This window comes from Streptomyces sp. NPDC040718 (genome assembly GCF_055593565.1).
On the sequence record NZ_JBVIXO010000002.1, the window covers coordinates 261,652 to 279,265 of the forward strand.

Annotated in this window: 14 protein-coding genes and 1 pseudogene; 7 read left to right on the forward strand and 8 right to left on the reverse strand. The window is 70.7% G+C overall.

Going from position 1 to position 17,614, the window contains the following annotated elements; all coding sequences use genetic code 11:
- Positions 1-2 precede the first annotated feature (2 nt).
- The 6 genes from ACZ597_RS06580 to ACZ597_RS06605 form a co-directional block, all read right to left on the reverse strand.
- On the reverse strand, positions 3-2,321 hold the full coding sequence (locus tag ACZ597_RS06580; protein ID WP_471325794.1) for a hypothetical protein: 2,319 nt from the start codon (positions 2,319-2,321) through the stop codon (positions 3-5).
- 58 nt (positions 2,322-2,379) lie between these two features.
- A complete protein-coding gene (locus ACZ597_RS06585) occupies positions 2,380-2,931 on the reverse strand; it encodes a hypothetical protein (protein ID WP_471325796.1) in 552 nt (183 codons plus the stop codon).
- A 52-nt stretch (positions 2,932-2,983) separates the two neighbouring features.
- Positions 2,984-5,983 carry an ATP-binding protein gene (locus ACZ597_RS06590; RefSeq protein ID WP_471325799.1) on the reverse strand — a complete coding sequence of 1,000 codons (3,000 nt, stop codon included), beginning with the start codon at positions 5,981-5,983 and terminating at the stop codon, positions 2,984-2,986.
- A 7-nt stretch (positions 5,984-5,990) separates the two neighbouring features.
- Positions 5,991-6,545, reverse strand: a complete 555-nt coding sequence (locus ACZ597_RS06595; protein WP_471325801.1) for a hypothetical protein — start codon at positions 6,543-6,545, stop codon at positions 5,991-5,993.
- Positions 6,546-6,651: 106 nt separating this feature from the next.
- Positions 6,652-6,909, reverse strand: a complete 258-nt coding sequence (locus ACZ597_RS06600; protein WP_471325804.1) for a hypothetical protein — start codon at positions 6,907-6,909, stop codon at positions 6,652-6,654.
- Between the two features lie 84 nt (positions 6,910-6,993).
- Complete coding sequence (locus tag ACZ597_RS06605) at positions 6,994-8,667, reverse strand: conjugal transfer protein (RefSeq protein ID WP_471325806.1); 1,674 nt, start codon at positions 8,665-8,667, stop codon at positions 6,994-6,996.
- Between the two features lie 272 nt (positions 8,668-8,939).
- Here ACZ597_RS06605 and ACZ597_RS06610 point away from each other — a divergent pair, with 272 nt between their 5' ends.
- The 7 genes from ACZ597_RS06610 (at position 8,940) to ACZ597_RS06640 (ending at position 16,343) form a co-directional block, all read left to right on the forward strand.
- Positions 8,940-9,398, forward strand: coding sequence for a hypothetical protein (locus tag ACZ597_RS06610; RefSeq protein ID WP_471325809.1), 459 nt, complete (start codon positions 8,940-8,942; stop codon positions 9,396-9,398).
- Between the two features lie 40 nt (positions 9,399-9,438).
- Positions 9,439-10,074: a hypothetical protein gene (locus ACZ597_RS06615; protein WP_471325811.1), complete on the forward strand. Its 636-nt coding sequence runs from the start codon at positions 9,439-9,441 to the stop codon at positions 10,072-10,074.
- On the forward strand, positions 10,071-11,210 hold the full coding sequence (locus ACZ597_RS06620; RefSeq protein WP_471325814.1) for a hypothetical protein: 1,140 nt from the start codon (positions 10,071-10,073) through the stop codon (positions 11,208-11,210). The genes ACZ597_RS06615 and ACZ597_RS06620 overlap by 4 nt, the downstream gene beginning before the upstream one ends.
- A complete protein-coding gene (locus tag ACZ597_RS06625) occupies positions 11,207-11,596 on the forward strand; it encodes a DUF4913 domain-containing protein (RefSeq protein WP_471325817.1) in 390 nt (129 codons plus the stop codon). The genes ACZ597_RS06620 and ACZ597_RS06625 overlap by 4 nt, the downstream gene beginning before the upstream one ends.
- A gap of 190 nt (positions 11,597-11,786) precedes the next feature.
- The gene (locus tag ACZ597_RS06630) at positions 11,787-12,476 is read left to right on the forward strand and encodes a hypothetical protein (protein ID WP_471325819.1); all 690 of its coding nucleotides are present in this window, start codon (positions 11,787-11,789) and stop codon (positions 12,474-12,476) included.
- Positions 12,477-12,483: 7 nt separating this feature from the next.
- Positions 12,484-14,523 (forward strand): peptidoglycan DD-metalloendopeptidase family protein, encoded by a 2,040-nt coding sequence (locus tag ACZ597_RS06635; protein WP_471325822.1) that lies wholly within the window; start codon positions 12,484-12,486, stop codon positions 14,521-14,523.
- Positions 14,524-14,609: 86 nt separating this feature from the next.
- Positions 14,610-16,343, forward strand: coding sequence for a type IV secretory system conjugative DNA transfer family protein (locus ACZ597_RS06640; protein ID WP_471325825.1), 1,734 nt, complete (start codon positions 14,610-14,612; stop codon positions 16,341-16,343).
- A gap of 144 nt (positions 16,344-16,487) precedes the next feature.
- Here the strand turns inward: ACZ597_RS06640 and ACZ597_RS06645 are convergent.
- Together ACZ597_RS06645 and ACZ597_RS06650 are read right to left on the reverse strand one after the other, a co-directional pair.
- Positions 16,488-16,847: pseudogene (locus tag ACZ597_RS06645) on the reverse strand (histidine kinase); the annotation flags it as partial.
- 91 nt (positions 16,848-16,938) lie between these two features.
- Complete coding sequence (locus ACZ597_RS06650; RefSeq protein ID WP_471325827.1) at positions 16,939-17,589, reverse strand: TetR/AcrR family transcriptional regulator; 651 nt, start codon at positions 17,587-17,589, stop codon at positions 16,939-16,941.
- Positions 17,590-17,614: the final 25 nt, after the last annotated feature.

Consider the following 17,614-nt stretch of genomic DNA (forward strand, 5'->3'; position numbering starts at 1 on the left):
TTCTAGCGGGACACCCGGCCGTCGTCGTCCCGCGGCTCCGGCTGTGGCGTCGGCGTCGGCGTCGGCGTGGCGCGCGGGTCGGGCGCCGGCACACGCGGCTGCTGGCGCACGGGTCCGGCATCCGGCACGTTGACCCGGCCGCTGGGGGTCTGGGGGGCCAGCTGCGCGGGGACGGTGGGCGTCGGGGCCGGGGCCTGCACCGGGGCAGGGGCCTGCACCGGTGCAGGGCCGGGGGCCGGGGCAGGGCCGGGGGCCGGGGCAGGGGCCGGATCGAAGCCGGGGGCGGGCGGCGGGGGTCCCGGCGGCGGAGGCGGCGGGGGCGTCTGGCCACTGACTCGGCGCCTGGCCTCGAGATCCGCGTACTGAGTGGCGACCTCGTCCTTGTGGACCTCCGCAGCCTGGTAGTCGGTCTTGCGCTGTTCGCGCTTGGAGGTGTGGGTGGAAAGCTTGCCTTCCTTCTGCCACCGGCCGTCGTTCTTCTTGTTGTCGTAGGTCCGCAGAGCGGCCAGCGTGCCGTTCTTCGCCACCTTCGCCGTGCCGCCGGCGACACGGCCCGTCGCCTTCGCGGCGCCGGCCACGGCCCCAGGGGCGTACTGGCCCAGCTTGCCGCCCACCGTGTTCGCCATGTCCCCGACGCCCAGGGCATCCTCCGCCCCGGCGATCTGCGGACTGTAGGACCCCGACAGCAGCTTCTTCAGCATCATCACGACGGCGACCGTGACCAGCAGCAGCATCAGCAGCTGCATACCCAGGGAGATCTTGGCGGGCAGGATCATCTGGTACAGCACGAGCAGCACGGTCAGGATGACGCCGAAGCCCGCCCTGAGGACAAAGCTGTGGATGAACGTCTGCAGCCAGCCCTTGAGCAGTTTCTGCTGCGACGGGTGAATGCCCAGCGTGGCGATCAGCGGCAACATGATGATCATGATGAGCGTCACGGCATGCCACAGCAGGGTGAGCGCACTGAGCACGATCACCATGATCGCGACGATCAGCGCGGCGATCAGCGAGTAGAAGGCGAGCCCGAGCCGGTCCCCGGCGTTCTTTCCGGCCCACTGGTCGAAGATGACGGGGTAGACGGACTGCTCCGTGCCCTTCTTGTCGTTCGAATCCTTGCCACCCGCAACGTCGTAGCGGATGGGGACCCAGTCCTTGTTGTACTTGTCGAGGTCCTCGCCGATCTCCTGGTTGGTCCGGGCCTGGGACACCAGCTGGCGGATCCGGAGGTCCTCACAGCGCGCGGTCCCCTTGACGCCCCAGGTGCAATCGTCGTCGACGCTCGTCGGGGCGCATACGCCGTTCTTGACACTGCCCTTGCCCGTACGGAAGATGCAGTCGCTCCCCGCGTCGCCGAACTGACCCAGGGCCCAGGGACGGAACACCAGCGTGTCGTACATGGCGCAGCTGTTGACGCGCACGCCCCGGTTGAGCACTTCCTTGGTTTTGGGCAGGTCGCAGGGGGGCTGTGCCTCTCCGGAGAGCCCGCCGAGAACTGCCTCGCTGAGCGCGGCATTGGCCTGGGCGATGCCGGAATCCGCCTGATCGATGAACTTCTCGTAGTTTCCGCCGGTGAGCATGACCACAACGGCGACGGTGGTCAATGCCGCCCAGCCGACGCCCGACCAGGCCTCTCGCATCTGGTTCTTGCGCCACTTGCCGAATACCCAGAAACCAGTGAGCGCGATCATGGTCGGGACAGCGGGTATGAAGACGTTGTCCTTGAGCGTGGTCACGGCATTGTTGCGGCCCGCGTACAGTCCCCCGAGCGGGCTGGGGTTGGAGGCGTACTCCTTGATGGAGATGCCGGCGCGGGTGAGCAGCTTGGTGAGGTCGAGCACCGAGTCCGCCAGGCCGTTGTTGATGTAGTCCATCATGGAGCAGTGGTCTGCGCCGTTGCCGTTCCCGATCGAGTCGTCCTGGGAGGCGTCTCCCCGGCCCCGCATGGTCATGGACCAGTTCATGCCACGCATGCCGGCGAGCTCGTACATCGTGTAGTTCTGGGCAGCCTGGGGCAACTTGGCGGGGTGGTCGAACAGGCCCGTCGTGTCGTTGAGGGTCTTGGCGCGCGCCTCCTCCCACTGTTTGACGGCAGGGAAGACCGATTCGATGGAGCCGGGGTTGTCCATCTGGTAGCTGTCGCTGCCCGTGAAGGAACAGGCGAGGTCAGCGGCGCGTGCCGGGCCGGGCACGGCCATGGTCAAGGAGAACAGCGCGAACATCAGAAATGCGCCGATCCGCACCGCGCGCCCGACCGCCTTCGCCCGTTCGCGGGGCGAGGGGCGGGCGGAAAGACCTCCACGTGGCTTGGCGCTACGGCGCACGGACATCAGCTTCCTTCTGGAGTTCCGCAACGGACGAGTGGAGAGGCGGTGGCGTGGGCTACGCGGGGATGTAGTCCGTCAGGATGCAGCCCTGGACCTTGGCATCGCGCTTCATGTAGCCGCTGGGGATCCGGCTGTTGAGTTTGGCGTCGCACGAGGCGACGAGGAGTCCGGAGGACTTCAGCTCGCGCACGCCGCCGCCCTCGTTGGGGATGACGGCGAAGTCCGCCCCGACCAGGGCGACCGCATCGCCCGCCTTCCCGGCTTCGGCGTTCGCCTTGAGCGCCTGCTGGAACTTCTTCATGTCGGAGATGGCGACCAGGGCCATGTGCCCCTTCTCGGCATCGCAGTACACCTGTTCCTTCACGCCCGCTCCGGCGCCCTTGGGGACGTTCTCGAACGCCGTGCCGCCGTGCCGCTCCTCCGGCGGGTTCGTTTCCAGGTCATCGCACTGGGTGTACTGGTTGACGAAGCGCTCCATCGCGGCGACGTCCTTCGCCTTCGGCAGGCTCTTGCCGCCGCTTCCGGTTTCGGACTCTCCCTCACCGCCGCAGCCCGTAAGGGCCGCGAGCGCAGTGAGAGCGGCTGCGGCGGTAAGGGTCCTGGACATGCGCATGGGGTCTCCTGTGGTAGATGGGTGGTGCTGGGCTGAAGGCGCTCCGCTACCGCGAGGCGGCAGGCTCCGCGTCCGCAGCGGCCGGCCGCTCCTCGCGGGCGGCCTCCTGCATGAAGGTCCAGTCCCACACGCTGAGCGGCGGATCGATGGACTGGCGCGCGGGACGGGTCGTTCCGTTGGTGTCCGTGGCGGCGAGGATCTCCTGGAAGACCAGGTCCACCGCGACCGTGCCGACCCGCTTGTCCACGTCCCGCTGCAGGCAGACACCCGTCCGCAGTTCCTGGAGGGAGTTGGACACCTTGGTGTCGCTCTCCGGCCGGCCGAGCAGTGGGGCCACCAACGAGGCCTCCTGGGCGGACTTCTGCTTGAAGGCGAAGACGGTGTGGATCTGGTTGGCGCCACCGCTACGGGCCTCGGAGTCCTCGATCTGGACGAGGTCGATGGCCTGCTGCGTGATCAGCACGATGACCGCCAGGTACGAACGGCCCTGCTTGAGCGCGCGCCGCATCAGGTCGCGGCCGCTCTCGGTCGCGGTGACGACGTACGCCTCGTCGACGAACAGCGCCTTGGGCCGCAGGCCGACCTCGCCCGTCACGGGGTTCTTCTCGTAGCCGACGTCGAGCATCTGGCTGCCCAGCTCCACGACCGCCATCAGCGCGGTCGCGGCCAGCCGCTCGGCCGGGTTCCAGCTGCGCGGGTCGGAGGAGGCCGGGGTCTGGAAACCGCGCAGGGTGATCACCGTGCGGCGCTTGCGCATCGCGGACAGGGTCTGCGGCTTCTCCGCGAAGGCGAGTCGCGCGTACGGCAGGGTACGCAGCTCGGTGAGCAGCATCTGGGCGAGCTTGAGGTCCTTGACGGCCTCGCGGTCCCCGCTCGCCACCGCGTCGTCGTAGGCGCGTACGACCTCGTCGACGACCTGCCACAGCGTCGGCCGGGGCACCTGCCGCTCGGCGTCGCGGGCGCTCAGGCCCTGTTCGGTGGCCTGCCGGATCGCGGAGTTGTACCAGCCGACCACCGTGGCCATCGCCTCGATGACGGGCAGGCGCACCCGCTGGTAGTCCTCGTCACCGAGGAAACCGCGCAGCATCGTTTCGGCGAGCAGTCGCCCGGAGGGCACGTCGCGCGCGACCACCCACGGGTCGAGCACGCCGGCCTGTCCCTTGAGGAGGTCGACGACTTCGGTCTCGGCCCAGAACTCCGGGTTCACCGGCTGGAAGCGGCTCTGCGGGGTGCCGAGGAGGCCCGCCTCGGCGTCGAGGGGGAACTCGGGGTCGTTGACCTGGGCCCCGAAGGCCAGGTAGTAGCAGAGCTGGGCGAAGTCGGTCTTGGGGTCGATGACCAGGCAGCGCACGCCAGACTCCGACTCCTCGTAGAACTTCTGCAGGGCCAGCGAGGACTTGCCACCACCGGACGCGCCGACGATGGCCACGCCACCGCCGTCGTTGCGGGCGGGGCCGACGTGCAGCGAATAGTGGACCGGAGTCTTGCCGGCCCAGCCGACCAGGTTGCCGACCCAGCCGAGCTGCTTGCCCGACCGGCGCTCGGGGTTGTCGCCCAGCTCGGTGCCGGCCGTGGGCAGCCCGGCGCCGAGCTGCTCGACCTCCTGGAGCCGCAGGTACGGCGCGATCGGCAGCTTGGGCGCGTCACCCGGCAGCTGCGACTGCAGCAGGCGCCACTGCTGGCGGCTCGGGCGCAGCAGGGTGACCTTCAGGTCCTGCTTGAACTGCATCTCCAGGACGCGGCGGCGCCGTTCGAGTTCGGTGGGGTCGGAGGCGGAGATGGTGAAGCGTATCTGCGCCTCCATGCCCGGCATCTTGTGCTCTTCCACGTCGTCGACGAGGTTCTGGGCACGGGTGACCTGGGCGGCGAGCTGGGTGCCGGGGGCGCGGCCGGAGTTGGCCATGTCGTTCATCTCGTCGACGAGGTTGCCGCTGATCTTCTTCGCCCGGTCCTGGAACTTCAGGTACGGGATGAGGGTGAACCGCATGTCGATCTCGACCGGGAAGTCGACGTGCTGCGCCGCGTAGCGGGCCCACGCGGTGGACTGCCGGAAGCGGGTCTCGGTGGGCCAGCTGGCCGCGACGAGGGTGGTCGTGTAGCTGGTGCGCCGTTCGCCGGTCATCTCGTCGTACTGGTGCAGCACGATGTGCGTCTTGCGGTTCTCACCGGAGAAGTCGACGACCAGGTCGAACTGGTCGGGGCCCCAGGCCCGGCTGCCGAGCACCGGCTCGGCGGGAATCGGCAGGTCGCCGTGGAGCGGCTTGCGGATCAGCCAGACCAGTTCCTCGCGGCTCAGCGGGCTGCCGCCGAGCCCCTCCAGGCCCTCGTGGATCTCGCGGGCGACCTGGGTCCACCGGGCCAGCAGCTCCGGCGACAGGTACTCGTCGTGCACGCCCGTGGCACCGGCTGCGGCCGCGTCGGCGGCTTCCCGCACCGAGCGCGTGACGCCCGACTCCTCGACCGGGTCGTCCCCGCCGGGGAGCACCCCGGGGTTGCTGCCGGACTTCCGCTTCATCGAACCCAGCTTGACCAGCAGGACGTTGCGCTCGCGCTGCGCGCCGATGCGCTCCTGGTACTCGGCCTTGCGGAAGTTGTACGCCTTGTAGTTCTCCGTCGGCTCCCAGGCCACGGCGTTGAGCTGCTCGGCCCAGTCCTGGGCGGTGATCGGCCGGTACACCTTGCGGTAGTGGCACTCGACGTTGCGGTCGCCCCGGGCGAGGTTGAGCAGCGCGCGGGCCGGGGCCTCGGCCATGGCCTGGAGCTCGACGGCGTTGAGGTACTCGTCGATGGCCGTGGGCAGGGCGATGCCCGTCCAGACGGAGTCCCCGTGGACGAAGATCATGTCGTCGGCGTACCGGTAGGGCAGCCGCATCTCCTCGCGCCGCTTGGCCGGAGCCTGGCCACGGGAGGAGCCGCCGCCCGGCTTCCCCGGGCCACCGGAGCCGCCGTTCTTGGCCCCGGTGTTCTTCTTGGAGGAAGTGGACGCGAGGAGCATGGCGATCAGGAAGAAGGCGACCGCCCCGCCAAAGAAGATCAGCACGAACATGGAGGAGTCACCTTGCGGTCTCGGTGGTTGCGGTCTCGGCGGGTGCGTTCGGTGAGGGCGCGATCGGGGGTGGAGCGGACGCGGCGTACGAGGAGCCGTGCTGGGCCGCCGTCACGAGTGCCGCGTCGTACCGCTTGTGCCAGCGGCGCGCGCCCGGCTGCCAGAGGATGACCTGCCAGTGCAGCTCCTCCGGCTCGCGGTCCGCGGCCAGGCCCTGGAGGCGCTTGGGCTGCACCCAGTAGTCGGCCCACACCACCACCTGCTGGCTGAGGGTGAGGGCCGAGGGCAGCGGCCGGCCCCAGACGAAGTAGACGCCGACCGGCGGCCCGAGGTACAGGACCGACGTGATGAGCGACGGGCCCAGGAAGGGCAGGAGGGCCGACAGCGTCAGCAGCAGCACGAACCACAGCACGCCGAAACCGAAGGCGGCGCCCAGGGCGGGCAGGAGCAGACCGGGAAGCGGGATGTTGCCCCAGTTCCAGATGCGCTTGGGCCGGTTCAGCAGGTCCGTGTGGTCGTAGGCGACCATGGGCGGCGGTGCGTCCGGCCTGTCCTGCGTCATCAGTCGGTCCCCCTCTCTGGTGTGGCTGCGTGCTCCGCGCATCGATCGCGGGCGGCACGTCTACGGTCGCGGACCGAGCTCCGTTCGGCGCGGCCCGTCCGCGGGATCACTTGCCGCCGATCTCCTCGCCGAGGCTGATGAGCATTCCGGCAAGACCGGCGGCGCCACCGATGATGAACGCGGCCAGCGCGATCATGCCGAAGCCCTGGAAGGCCTCGCGCATGCCGTCGCCGCGCTTCATCGACAGCAGCATCCGGATGCCGAGGATGAGGAGGGCGCAGGAGGCCACCGTAAGGCCCAGGCCGCCCAGGATGCCCTGGATCTTTCCGAACATGCTTTCGAGGGTCGTTGCTGCCAGGATCATGGCGTGTCCTTCGTTCGTGAGGGGCGTACGGATGGGTGTCGCGTCGTACAGGACGGTCGGTACGCCGCCGTACGCGCTGACGCGTCAGTGGGCCGACTGGGAAGCGGACGGCTTGGGCGATGGGGAGGCGCCGGGGGAGGCCGAGCCGGACGGGGCGGCCGAGCCGGACGGGGCGGCCGAGCCGGACGGGGCGGGCGAGGTGCTCGCCCCGGAGGCCGGGGTGGCGCTCGGGGAGGCCGTGCCGGGTGTGTCCGCCCGCCCGCCCGTGGGGTCCATGACACCGCCGCGGATGTCCTTGATGAACCAGCCCTGCGCCGTGTTCACCACGGTCACCCGGTACGAGCGCTTCAGGGCCGCCTCCGCCTTCACGTCGTCGGCCCCTCCGCCGCCCCAGACGACCGTCACCCGTGCCGGGACCGCCTGGCCCTGGCTGTACGTGACCTTCGCGCCGGCCTCGGTGCCCTCGGGCGCCAGCGCCTGGACCTCCTGGACCACCGGTGAGTTCAGCACGCCGGCCAGGCCCGCGACCGCCGCGGGAGTGGCGTCGGGGGTGGTGAAGCGGGTCAGGGCGGTGGTGTCGGACGCGGCCCACGCCTTGAAGTAGCCGGCCAGGACCTGGTCCCTGAGCTGGGTGGAGAGCTGCTGGTCGACGACCTCTCCCCCCTTCTCGAGCGCGGGCGCGGTGTCGCGGATCGGCAGCGGCATCTCGCCGACGTTGCCGACGACCCGCAGCCCGGACGCACCGGCGAGGTCCTTGACGTACACCGGGACGGAGAGGGTGGTGGTGCGGCCGCCCGTGTAGGTGACCTGGATGTTGAGGTACCGGCCGTTCTTCCCGTGCTCGGGGAGCTCTTCGACGGTCCCGTCCCAGTTAGCCTGCTTGACCTGCTGCTTGCCCTTCCCGTTCCAGCCGCAGTCGCGGTCGACGCCGGCCGAGATGTAGCGGGAGAGGGATTCGCGGCGCTTGTCGGCGTTCTCCGGCGAGTACGTCATGCAGAGGGACGCGTACTCCTCGGCGAAGACCGCCGCCGACTGGACCGGGAAGTCGGTCAGGCGGTAGCGGTCCAGGTCCTTGCCGTCCAGGGCAGCGGGCTGCACGGAGACGGAGGACCTGCCGATGACCAGGCCCGCGACACCGCAGGAACCCAGCGCGAAGGCGCAGGTGGTGACCAGCAGCGTCGCACGCAGGGCGACGTGCGTGCTCCGGCCGTTCGAGGGCAGCCGGCCTCCGGGGCGCGGCACCTCGAACCTGGCGACCGGCCCCTCGGCTCCGCTCGGCGCGGGCGCGGGGGTGGTCTGGGCGGCGGACGGATCCGGAGCGGCAGCAGGTCCGCTCACGGCGTCCGCAGCGGGGACCGCGGAGGCGGAAGCCCTCCCGCCGCCCTTGCGGTTCTCGCGCTCGGCCTTCTTGCTCTCGTACGCGGCCTTGCGCGCAGCCTTCTTGCGTTCGTACTCGGCCTTGCGCTCGGCCTTGGCCTGCTCCCGCTTGTCCTTCTTCGACTCGGCGGCAGGCCGGTCCGCACGCGGCGGAAGGCTCGGCACGGCAGCCTGGCCCGGCGGGACGTTGGACTGCGGGGCCACGCGCACCCAGGCGGCGGCCACCTGCGAGCGGGCCTCCTCCGCGGAGAGCTGGAGCTTGGCCGGGTACTCGTACGGACCGGGCGCCTGCCGGCCGGGCTGCGCGGCGGCGGACTGCGCGGGGTGCCCGGCAGGCAGGCCCTCGCCGACCCCGTCCGCGGAACTGCTGTGGTCCGTCATCGGCTCGGTTCTCTCCCCGCGTGTGATCCCCGTCCGCCGGTCGGGCGTGCGGCGGGCCCTGGCGAGACCAGGTGCGGACGGCAGTGTGGCAAATCGAGCTGACACTCCCCTCCCGGTTTTCCTCGCGCGGAGAGGTGAGGAAAAAGTAAGGAATCCCTGTGAGGAAAACCGAGGGGCGACGGCGCGGCCACCCGCCCACGACTCCGTCACAATGCCGGGTTGTGCCCGGGTTCCGGGTACGGAGCCGTCCCCGACCTCCCGAAGGACCAGAGTTGAGCGATCAAGAGGTTCACCCGTGGCAGGACGCGGGCACCACCCCCGAGGCCCCCGAACCGCCGGCCGTGGACGCCGACCACGCCTGGATCTCCGGCTACGAGCCGGGCAACCCCTGGCAGTCGAAGCTCTGCCTGCGCACCCCGCACGGCACCGTCGCGTACCCCCTCACCCCGCACACCATGCCGGACCTCCTGGAGGGCCTGGTGGTGGTCGCCCAGGAGCAGCAGGGCGTGGCGGGGCCGGGCGCCTTCCACGCCCCGGAAGCCGACGACTCCGAGGCCGACGCGCACCCTGACGGGTCGGCAGACGTACGGACCATCCACAACGGCCGCGCGGCGCGGCTGACCGGCTGGGCCGTGGTCCACGAGCTGTGGGAGCGGGAGGACCCGAAGGTCCGCCTCGTCATGGGCGCGATCGTCGTCGCCGTCTTCGTGTCGGGGATCTTGCTTTCCTGACGGGATACGGTCAAACCCACCACCGACGAAGGAGCCAATCATGCTGACGGAGACGATCGGCCGGACGCCGCAGGACCTCGCCGCCGAACTGACGGACATGCGGGCCGTCGACGACTGGCCGTCGGTCTGGTCGGGCCCGCCACAGGGCGGGACCCGGGAGTTCCACGCGTGGTGCGAACGCCACGGGTGGGAACCGCAGACGACCGAGCGGACCCTGGAGCTCCGTACGCGCAGCGGAGGCGAGTGGACCTTCTTCGCGGCGAAGGGTGCCTTCTGGAACCCGCTCGGGACTCTCAACCATTACGCGTGGCAGGTGCTGGCGGAGTCCGGCGAGGAAAACGGCGCGGTGCACGCCGCGGCGGCCGAGGTGTGGCCGGCGTACCTGAAGGCCGCCGAGGACGTCCTGGGCACACCCACCTGGTCCGGGGACTGGGACGCCGCCGATTTCCCGGAACCGCCCCGTCCCGACTTCTGGGAGGGCCGGGAAGACCGGATGGAGACGCGCAGCCCGTACCGGTTCGCCTACTGGGCACCCGACGGGCGGGTCCCCGGACAGCCGTTCGTCGTCCTGCAGCAATCGCTGTCGTTCCAGGCCTGGACCACTGCCGAGCCCGGTGGTTCGGCCATCGCCCTGGACGTCTTCGCCCCCACCGAGCCCCTGGCGGGTGATCAGTGAGCGAGGCGGTGCGCCCCACCCTCGAAGAGATCGAGCTGGCGAAGCAGCTCCAGGCGGAGCACCTGGCGGGGCAGCCGGGAAGCGCGGCCGAAGCCCGTAGGGTCATCGACCGGATCTACGCGGACTGGCACGCCCGCAAGGGGCTGGAGGAAACGACCCCGACCCCCGGGACCCTGCTGAAGTACATCGAGGCGGTCGCCAAGGACGCCGGTGTCACCAACGAAGACCGGGGGGACGTACGCGCGCTCTGGTCCTGGAGGTCCCAGCCCGAGGGCGCGGACCGGGAGATACCCCACCGGTACCTGGCCCAGGCCTGCGGCCGAACGCGCGGGTACCAGGTACTGGAGGACTCCCCGGCCGGACAGCAGCTGGACGGCTACTGGCTCGCGGACGACCAGGTGCGCAACACGCTCGTGCGGTCCTACGGCATGAAGCTCGACGACGTGAAGGGGACCACCGGCCAGGTCTGGCACGGCGTCTCGGCGCGCTACATCAAGGAGGCCGAGGGGAACGTCGTCGTCTTCGCGGCAGAGATCGGAGAAGAGTCCGTCCTGGGCGAGACGGAGCTGCCCCTGGTCATCGCCAACGAGCACGTCGGCAAGGACGGACTGCAGTTCCCGATCGAGTTCCCCCACGCGGCGCACCTGCCGGCGGACATGTACGAGCTGCTGGCGGACCCCGCCGTACGGACCGTGCTGCGCAGGGAGCACTACGACGCGGAGAAGACGACCCCTCAGGAGTTCGCCGCCAAGCTCGCCGGCTTCGACCTTCCAGAACGCCTGCAGCAGGCGCAGAAGGCCGCGATCGCGCAACTGGACACGGCCCCGTCCTACCGCGCGTTGACCGGTGCGGCGGCGGACATCGCCGGACCCGGGCCCACCGAGCCCGAGGTCCGGCAGACCGGGAGCCACCCCAAGTTCCAGGATCCCGAGCTCGCGGAGCCCGGGCCTGACCAGCCGGCGTCCGCACGGCCCGAGCCCAAGGTGCCCGTGCACGGTGCCTCGTTCCTCCACGGGGCGAGCCTTCCCCGCACCCTCACCGTGCCGCCCCGCCCGGTCCCGGCCGTGGCGGGTCCGCACGGCGTGACGAACCCGGCGGTCGAGGCCGCTCCCAAGACTCCGGAGATCGACCTGTGACCGGCCCCGAAGCGGTACCGGCCCCCGGTGCAGAGGTCGAGCTCTTCTTCTCGGACGTCTTCGCCTTCGTCAGCGAGTTCCTCGCCCCGATCGTGCGTCGGCGGCTCAACGGTTCCTCCGCCACCTGGTGCCCCCGCTGGTGGGAGCACCCCGAGGCCGGCGCGCGCCTCTCCGCGCTCTGGCTCGCCTGGGAACAGCTGCGCCTGGAGCCCACCCTCGGCCTGTCGACGTGGTGGCTGCACCACGCCGATCCGCACCTGCGGGTGCTGATGGACACGGACCTCGGCCCGTTCGCGGCCTGTTCGCCCAAGGTGGGCGGACACACCGCGTACCCCTTCGACCCCCTCCCGCTGGAGGAGTACGACCCCGAGGCACAACCCTTGTGAGAGAACGGTGAGGGCGCGCGTGGCGATCCTCACGGTTTCCCGCCTCCGTCAACCACCCACCGATCGGGCCGTTTTCCTCATCCCTCCCCCGCGCTTTCCCCGTCTTTCCCCCGCGAGGAAATCGCACGTCCGTCCGGCCGTCCCGCCACCTACGGTGTCCCGGCGACCTGACTGAGGGAGGCCCGGGACGGTGGATTCACCTGCCGAGAACAAGCGAAGTGCCGTACTGGCCCTGGCACTGCTCGGTGCCCTACTGGTCGGCAGCCTGGTCGTCCTCACCGTCTTCGACGGCGATGACGACTCCGGGGCGGATGCCAAGCCCAAGGCGACCGCGACGGCAGCCACACGAGGCACGGGCGCAGGTACGGGCGCAGGTTCCGCCGCCGGGGGCGCCGCTCCGCAGGCCGGGTCGGCCGCCGGGGTGCCCCCCGTCGTCCAGCCCGCCGACCTGGACGAGGCCCACCGTGCGATGGCCGCCTACATGGCGGGCCTGAACACCTTCAAGTACACCGACAGCGACGCCTCCTGGACGCCCCGCCTGCTGGCCCTCACCGACGGCGGCGAGACGATGAAGCAGCACACCAAGCTGCCGACCGACAAGGCCTGGGCCGCCTGCCTGCAGAGCAAGTGCTCTTCCGCCGGGCAGTCCTTCGTACGCCGCGACGCGTTGATCGCCGACGAGCTCACGCGCGGTGGCGGTCAGACGATCTCGAGCGTGGTGGAAGTGACCGCGACCCGCTCGAACGACGGCCGCAAGACCGAGACGGAGACCAACACCTGGCTGGTGAGCGCGCGCAAGAGCGGCGGCAAGTGGCAGGTGAACGGCTTCGACATATACGGCCTGGGCAACGTGGGTGCGCCCGAGCCCAAGGGAGGGTGAGGCACCCGTGGTGGCTCCTGCCGTACTGGCGGCCGCGACGAAGGCCGCCAAGGTGGCGAAGGCCGCCAAGGGCGCGGCCCAAGTCGCCTCAGGACAAGGCGGCAAGGGCGGCGGCGGAAAGAAGAAGAACCTCAAGTGGGTGCTGATCACCGTCGGCGTCGGTGCGATGCCGGCCCTCGGCACCCTCCTCGTCGTCATGGTCCTGGTCATGGCCCTCATGGGCGCCATGGGCGGCGGCGCCGCCCAGGCCGCCTGCGGCAACTACGGGGAGAACGCGGGAGCGGGCAACACGGGCGACAAGGCCGCGACGAACCCGATCATGCCCGCGGGCAAGATGTACATGCCGAGCGACACCGCCCGCGACGAGATACCCCCGAAGATGATCCTCGCCTCGATGCGGGCGGCCGCGCGCTACGACGGCCTCGACTGGACGATCATCGCCGGGCAGATGTACCAGGAGACGAGGTACGGCCAGGACAAGTCCGCGGCCCCCGGCGGCGACAACGGCTTCGGCTACAAGGGCCTGCTGCAGTTCGGTGACTGGGCCTGGGGCAAATTCGGCGAGGACGGCAACGGCGACGGCCAGAAGGACCGCTACAGCATCGACGACTTGGCCTTCGCCGCGGCCAACTACATGCACGCCCTGAAGGCGGAGACCAACGCCTGGAAGGCGCTGCTCGACTACTCCGGCTCGCTCGAGACCAACACCGTCTACCCCCGCGTGGTCCTCACCCAGGCCGCCCGCTACCGCGGCACCCTCACCGGCGACAGGGACCTCATCAACCGCTGGTACGCGCACTTGAAGACCACCGTCGAGAAGAATCCTTCCTTCCCGGTCCTGGGCCAGAGCGCGGACATCCCCGAGCCCGTCGGCAACAACGCCCAGCCGAGCGAGGCGCTGAGCATCCGCTCCAAGGGCCCCCACAGCTGGTCCACCCCGCCCCTCGACGGAGGCGGACAGGGCGGCACGACGGCCATGGCACCGATGGGCTTCTCCCGTCCGCTCGCGGCCCCGTTCCGCCCGGACGACCCGCCCGCGACGACCGGCGGCAAGGACTGGCAGTGGCCGATGAAGGAGGGCTCGTACAAGCTCGGCACCAAGTTCCACCAGGAGGGCCCGCACTGGAGCCTCGGCTACCACACCGGGGTCGACCTGGAAGCGCCCACCGGCACCCCGATCCACGCCCCGGCCGACGGCAAGGTCGTGAAGATCGGCAGCGGCGGCGCGTACGGCAATGAGACGCGTCTGGAGCACGCCAACGGCGTCATCACCCTGTACGCCCACCAGAGCAGCATCTCCGTGAAGACGGGCGACACCGTCAAGCGCGGCGACCAGATCGGCAAGGTCGGCGAAACGGGCAACGTGACCGGCGCACACCTCCACTGGGAGGTTCTGATGCCGGGCGTCGACGACCCGTTCCGCAGTGGCCAGGACAACGGCCCGGGCGAGATCGACCCGGTGGCATGGCTGGCCGGCAAGATCACGGCCAGCCCCGACTACGGCGGGGTTCCCGGAGGCAGCGGCAGCGGCAAGGACGCCGACTACCGCAGCTGCGCCGAGAGCGGCAAGGGCACGGCCGTCCCGCCGGACGGTGCCGGGTCGACCGGACCCCTGCCCGACGTCGACGACACGGTCGTCCGCGCGGCGCTCGGCTGGGCCCAGCGCGGCATCGGCAAGCCCTACAAGTGGGGCGCGCCCCGCCTCCAGGGCGACCACCCGACGTCCTTCGACTGCTCCAGCTTCACGCAGTGGATGTACTACCAAGCCAGCGGCGGCAAGATCAATCTCGGTTACACCACCTATGACCAGCAACCCAACCTCGCGAAGTACAAGGTCGACCTGAGCCAGTCCAAGCCGGGCGACGTGATCTTCTTCCAGCCCAGCGGCGAGAACCGCTCCGAGCACGTCGGGATCGTCTGGGATCCTGCCAAGCACACGATCCTGCACGCCCCGAGGCCGGGCAAGAACGTCGAGTTCAGCAGCTGGGAGTGGCAGGGCGAGATCACGGGCGTCTACCGGGTGCCCACGGCCGGGAGCTTCCCCTAGACCAGCGGCGCGCACAGCGCCCCGGACCACCGACAGAACGAGATGCCGACGTCCACCCCGGGCCCGGCGGAAGGAACGCCCTGACCATGGCCCCCGAACCACAGAAGAAGCCGCGCGCCGAAGACGACTGGACGATCGAGATAGTCCTCCTCGTCGTCAGCGTCCTGGCTCTCCTGTCCGCCGCCTGGCTCGCGGCCCGCCTCGGCGCGGCGTTCACCGAACAGCCGGAGCCCCCGGGCAACCCCTTCTCGTTCGCCATCGCCCTGGCCAAGGGCGACTACTCCTGGCCCGGCGGCGCGGCCAACGCCGTCGCCGCCGCCGAAGCGCTCCTGCTCGCGGGCCTGGTCACCGCCGGGTACCGGATATCCCGGCGGCTGCGCAGCAAGACCGATGTGGACCGGGCCGCCAAGCGCATGATCGACGGCGCGGAGCTCGGCAAGCTCACCATGAAGGGGGCTGCCGCGACGGCGCAGCGCCTCGGCGTACAGGCCCAAGTGCCCGGCGTCTTCATCGGCCGGTCGGTGAAGGGCCGGCAGCCGCTGTTCGGCTCCTTCGAGGACATGCACGTCGACATCTGGGGCCCGCGTACCGGCAAGACGACCCGGCGCGCCATCCCGGCGATCCTGTCCGCCCCGGGGGCGGTTCTCGTCACGTCCAACAAGCGCGACATCGTCGACGGCACGCGCGGGCCTCGCCAGGCCCACGGGCAGGTGTGGGTCTTCGACCCTCAGCAGGTGGCCCAGGAGCCGCCGGCCTGGTGGTGGAACCCCCTCTCGTACGTCACGGACGTGGCCAAGGCCCGCAAGCTGGCCGACCACTTCGCCTCTGGCTCGCGCGACGCCGACGCCTCCACCGACGCGTTCTTCGATCCGGCCGGCCAGGACCTCCTCGCCAACCTGCTGCTCGCGGCGGCGACCGCCAAGACCTCCATCACCCAGATCTACACCTGGCTGTCCAACCCGAAGGACGACACCCCCGAGCGCATCCTGCGCGGCGCCGGGCACGCCATGGCCGCCGACTCCCTGAACGGCGTGATCACGGCTCCCGACAAGCAGCGCAGCGGCATCTACGGCGTCGCCCAGCAGATGGCGTCATGCCTGGTCAACCCCGAGGTCAACAAGTGGGTGACCCCGCTCGGCCCGACCGACGACCGCCCCGAGTTCGATCCCCGCGAGTTCGTCCGCACCCGCTCGACGCTCTACTCCCTCTCCCGCGAGGGCAGTGACTCCGCGGGCCCGCTGGTGACGGCCCTGACCGTGGCCGTCGTCGAAGCGGCCGAGGAGTACGCCACCACCCAGCGCGGCGGCCGGCTGTCGCTCCCCATGGTCGGCGTCCTGGACGAGGCGGCGAACGTCTGCCGCTGGCGCGCGCTGCCCGACCTCTACTCGCACTACGGTTCGCGCGGCATCGTCCTGATGACCATCCTCCAGTCCTGGGCCCAAGGCGTCGAGGTGTGGGGGGACCGCGGCATGGAGAAGCTCTGGTCCGCCGCGAACATCCGGGTCTACGGCGGCGGTGTCTCCGACACCCGCTTCCTCGGCGACCTCTCGGAGCTCGCGGGCGAGTACGAGCTCCGCGAATACTCCGCGACGCGGGAGTCCGAGTTCGGCGGCTGGTCCGGCAACCGCACGGTGAACGAGTCGGTCCGCCGCGAGCGCGTCCTACAGGTCTCCGACCTGGGCTCGATGCCCCCCGGCCGGGCCCTCGTCCTGGCCTCGGGCACCAAGCCGGTCCTGGTGGAGACGATCCCCTGGTGGGAGGGCCCATACGCCCGCGAGGTCAAGGCCTCCCTGTCCATGTACGACCCCGGCGCCGCCTGAGCACCGCCCGAGCGGGTTCGATTCCCGTCATCCGCTTTTGAACGAAGGACGAAGGCCCAGGTCACAGACCTGGGCCTTCGTCGTTGTCCCGGAGCCCCGCGAGCAGTACCTACTCCTCAAGGAATTTCGGTACGCCGATGGGACGCGCTCCACCAGTTCGGGGATGTGGTCGAGGCCGTGCGGCGGGGTGGTGTCGTCGTCGCGCAGGGCCTCCGGGGTGGCGCGCGGCTCCCGTGACGCCTCCCGGCCGGCTTCCCGGACGGCCAGCAGGGCTTCCGGGACCGGTTCGCCGCGCTTGCGGGCCACGTGGACGGCGGCTTCGGACCGCACCTTGATCACCGAGATCTGATGGGTGAGCGGATCGTGCAGCTACCGCGCGATGTGCAGCCGTTCCTCGTCGGCACGGCGCCGCGCCGTCTCCTCGCGGGTGCGCTCTGCTTCGTCCGCCCGCTGCTCGGCCTGCCGGAGGGCTTCGCCGGCGGCGGCGGCGATGAGCCGGGCGATCAGGGCCGACGGATGGTGCAGTAGTTACTTCGGGGCCCTGGTGCCGTATGAACCCGGGGCGCCGTCCCCGTTCCCCATGCGTCCCCTGCCGCTATGAACCTGCCGGAACCCCCCTGGCGGCAGCGCCGCCCTCGTCTCCGACCGTGGTGAAGATCCGGTCCAGGTGGTGGTGGAGCACCGCGATCGCCGACTCCGGGCTCCGCTGGCCCACGAGGATGCTGGTGCCCATGGTCGCCGCCATCGCGAGCAGGCTGATCGCCTCCGTGCGCGCGTCGGCGTCCGGGTCGGCCAGGCCGGCCGCCTGCGCCTGCGCGAGGAGGCCGGTCAGGGCGTTCTCCGCGGCGTCGGGGTTGTCGATGAAGGGCTGGGCGGCCAGCGCCCCGTCGGTCACGGACAGGATCGCGTAGGAGCTGTACAGCAGGTGGAAGGTGCGGCTCTCCTCGTCGGTCGGCAGCGAGGCCAGCAGCAGCGCCTCCACCGTGGCGCGCGGGCCCGGGTCCGGGCCGGCGGCGGCCAGGCGGGCGCCGACCCTCGCGGTGAAGCGGTCGGTCAGGTGCCGGAGGCCGTAGAACAGCAGCTTCTCCTTGGTCTCGAAGTAGTACTGCACGAGCCGGAGCGACACCCCGGCTTCCGCGGCCACCTCGCGCATGCCCACGGCATGCAGTCCGCGCCGCCCCGCGACCTGGATGAGCGCCTCGGCGATCTGGGCGCGCCGTTCCTCGTGATCCACGCGCTTCGGCATGTTCCCGTGTCTCCGCCTGTCGATG

Bases quoted from the DNA above. Each gene is read 5' to 3' on its own strand.
- ACZ597_RS06605 (WP_471325806.1), bottom strand. From the start codon at position 8,667: ATGACGGACCACAGCAGTTCCGCGGACGGGGTCGGCGAGGGCCTGCCT.
- ACZ597_RS06595 (WP_471325801.1), bottom strand. From the start codon at position 6,545: ATGACGCAGGACAGGCCGGACGCACCGCCGCCCATGGTCGCCTACGAC.
- ACZ597_RS06615 (WP_471325811.1), top strand. From the start codon at position 9,439: ATGCTGACGGAGACGATCGGCCGGACGCCGCAGGACCTCGCCGCCGAA.
- ACZ597_RS06600 (WP_471325804.1), bottom strand. From the start codon at position 6,909: ATGATCCTGGCAGCAACGACCCTCGAAAGCATGTTCGGAAAGATCCAG.
- ACZ597_RS06650 (WP_471325827.1), bottom strand. From the start codon at position 17,589: ATGCCGAAGCGCGTGGATCACGAGGAACGGCGCGCCCAGATCGCCGAG.
- ACZ597_RS06590 (WP_471325799.1), bottom strand. From the start codon at position 5,983: ATGTTCGTGCTGATCTTCTTTGGCGGGGCGGTCGCCTTCTTCCTGATC.
- ACZ597_RS06585 (WP_471325796.1), bottom strand. From the start codon at position 2,931: ATGTCCAGGACCCTTACCGCCGCAGCCGCTCTCACTGCGCTCGCGGCC.
- ACZ597_RS06640 (WP_471325825.1), top strand. From the start codon at position 14,610: ATGGCCCCCGAACCACAGAAGAAGCCGCGCGCCGAAGACGACTGGACG.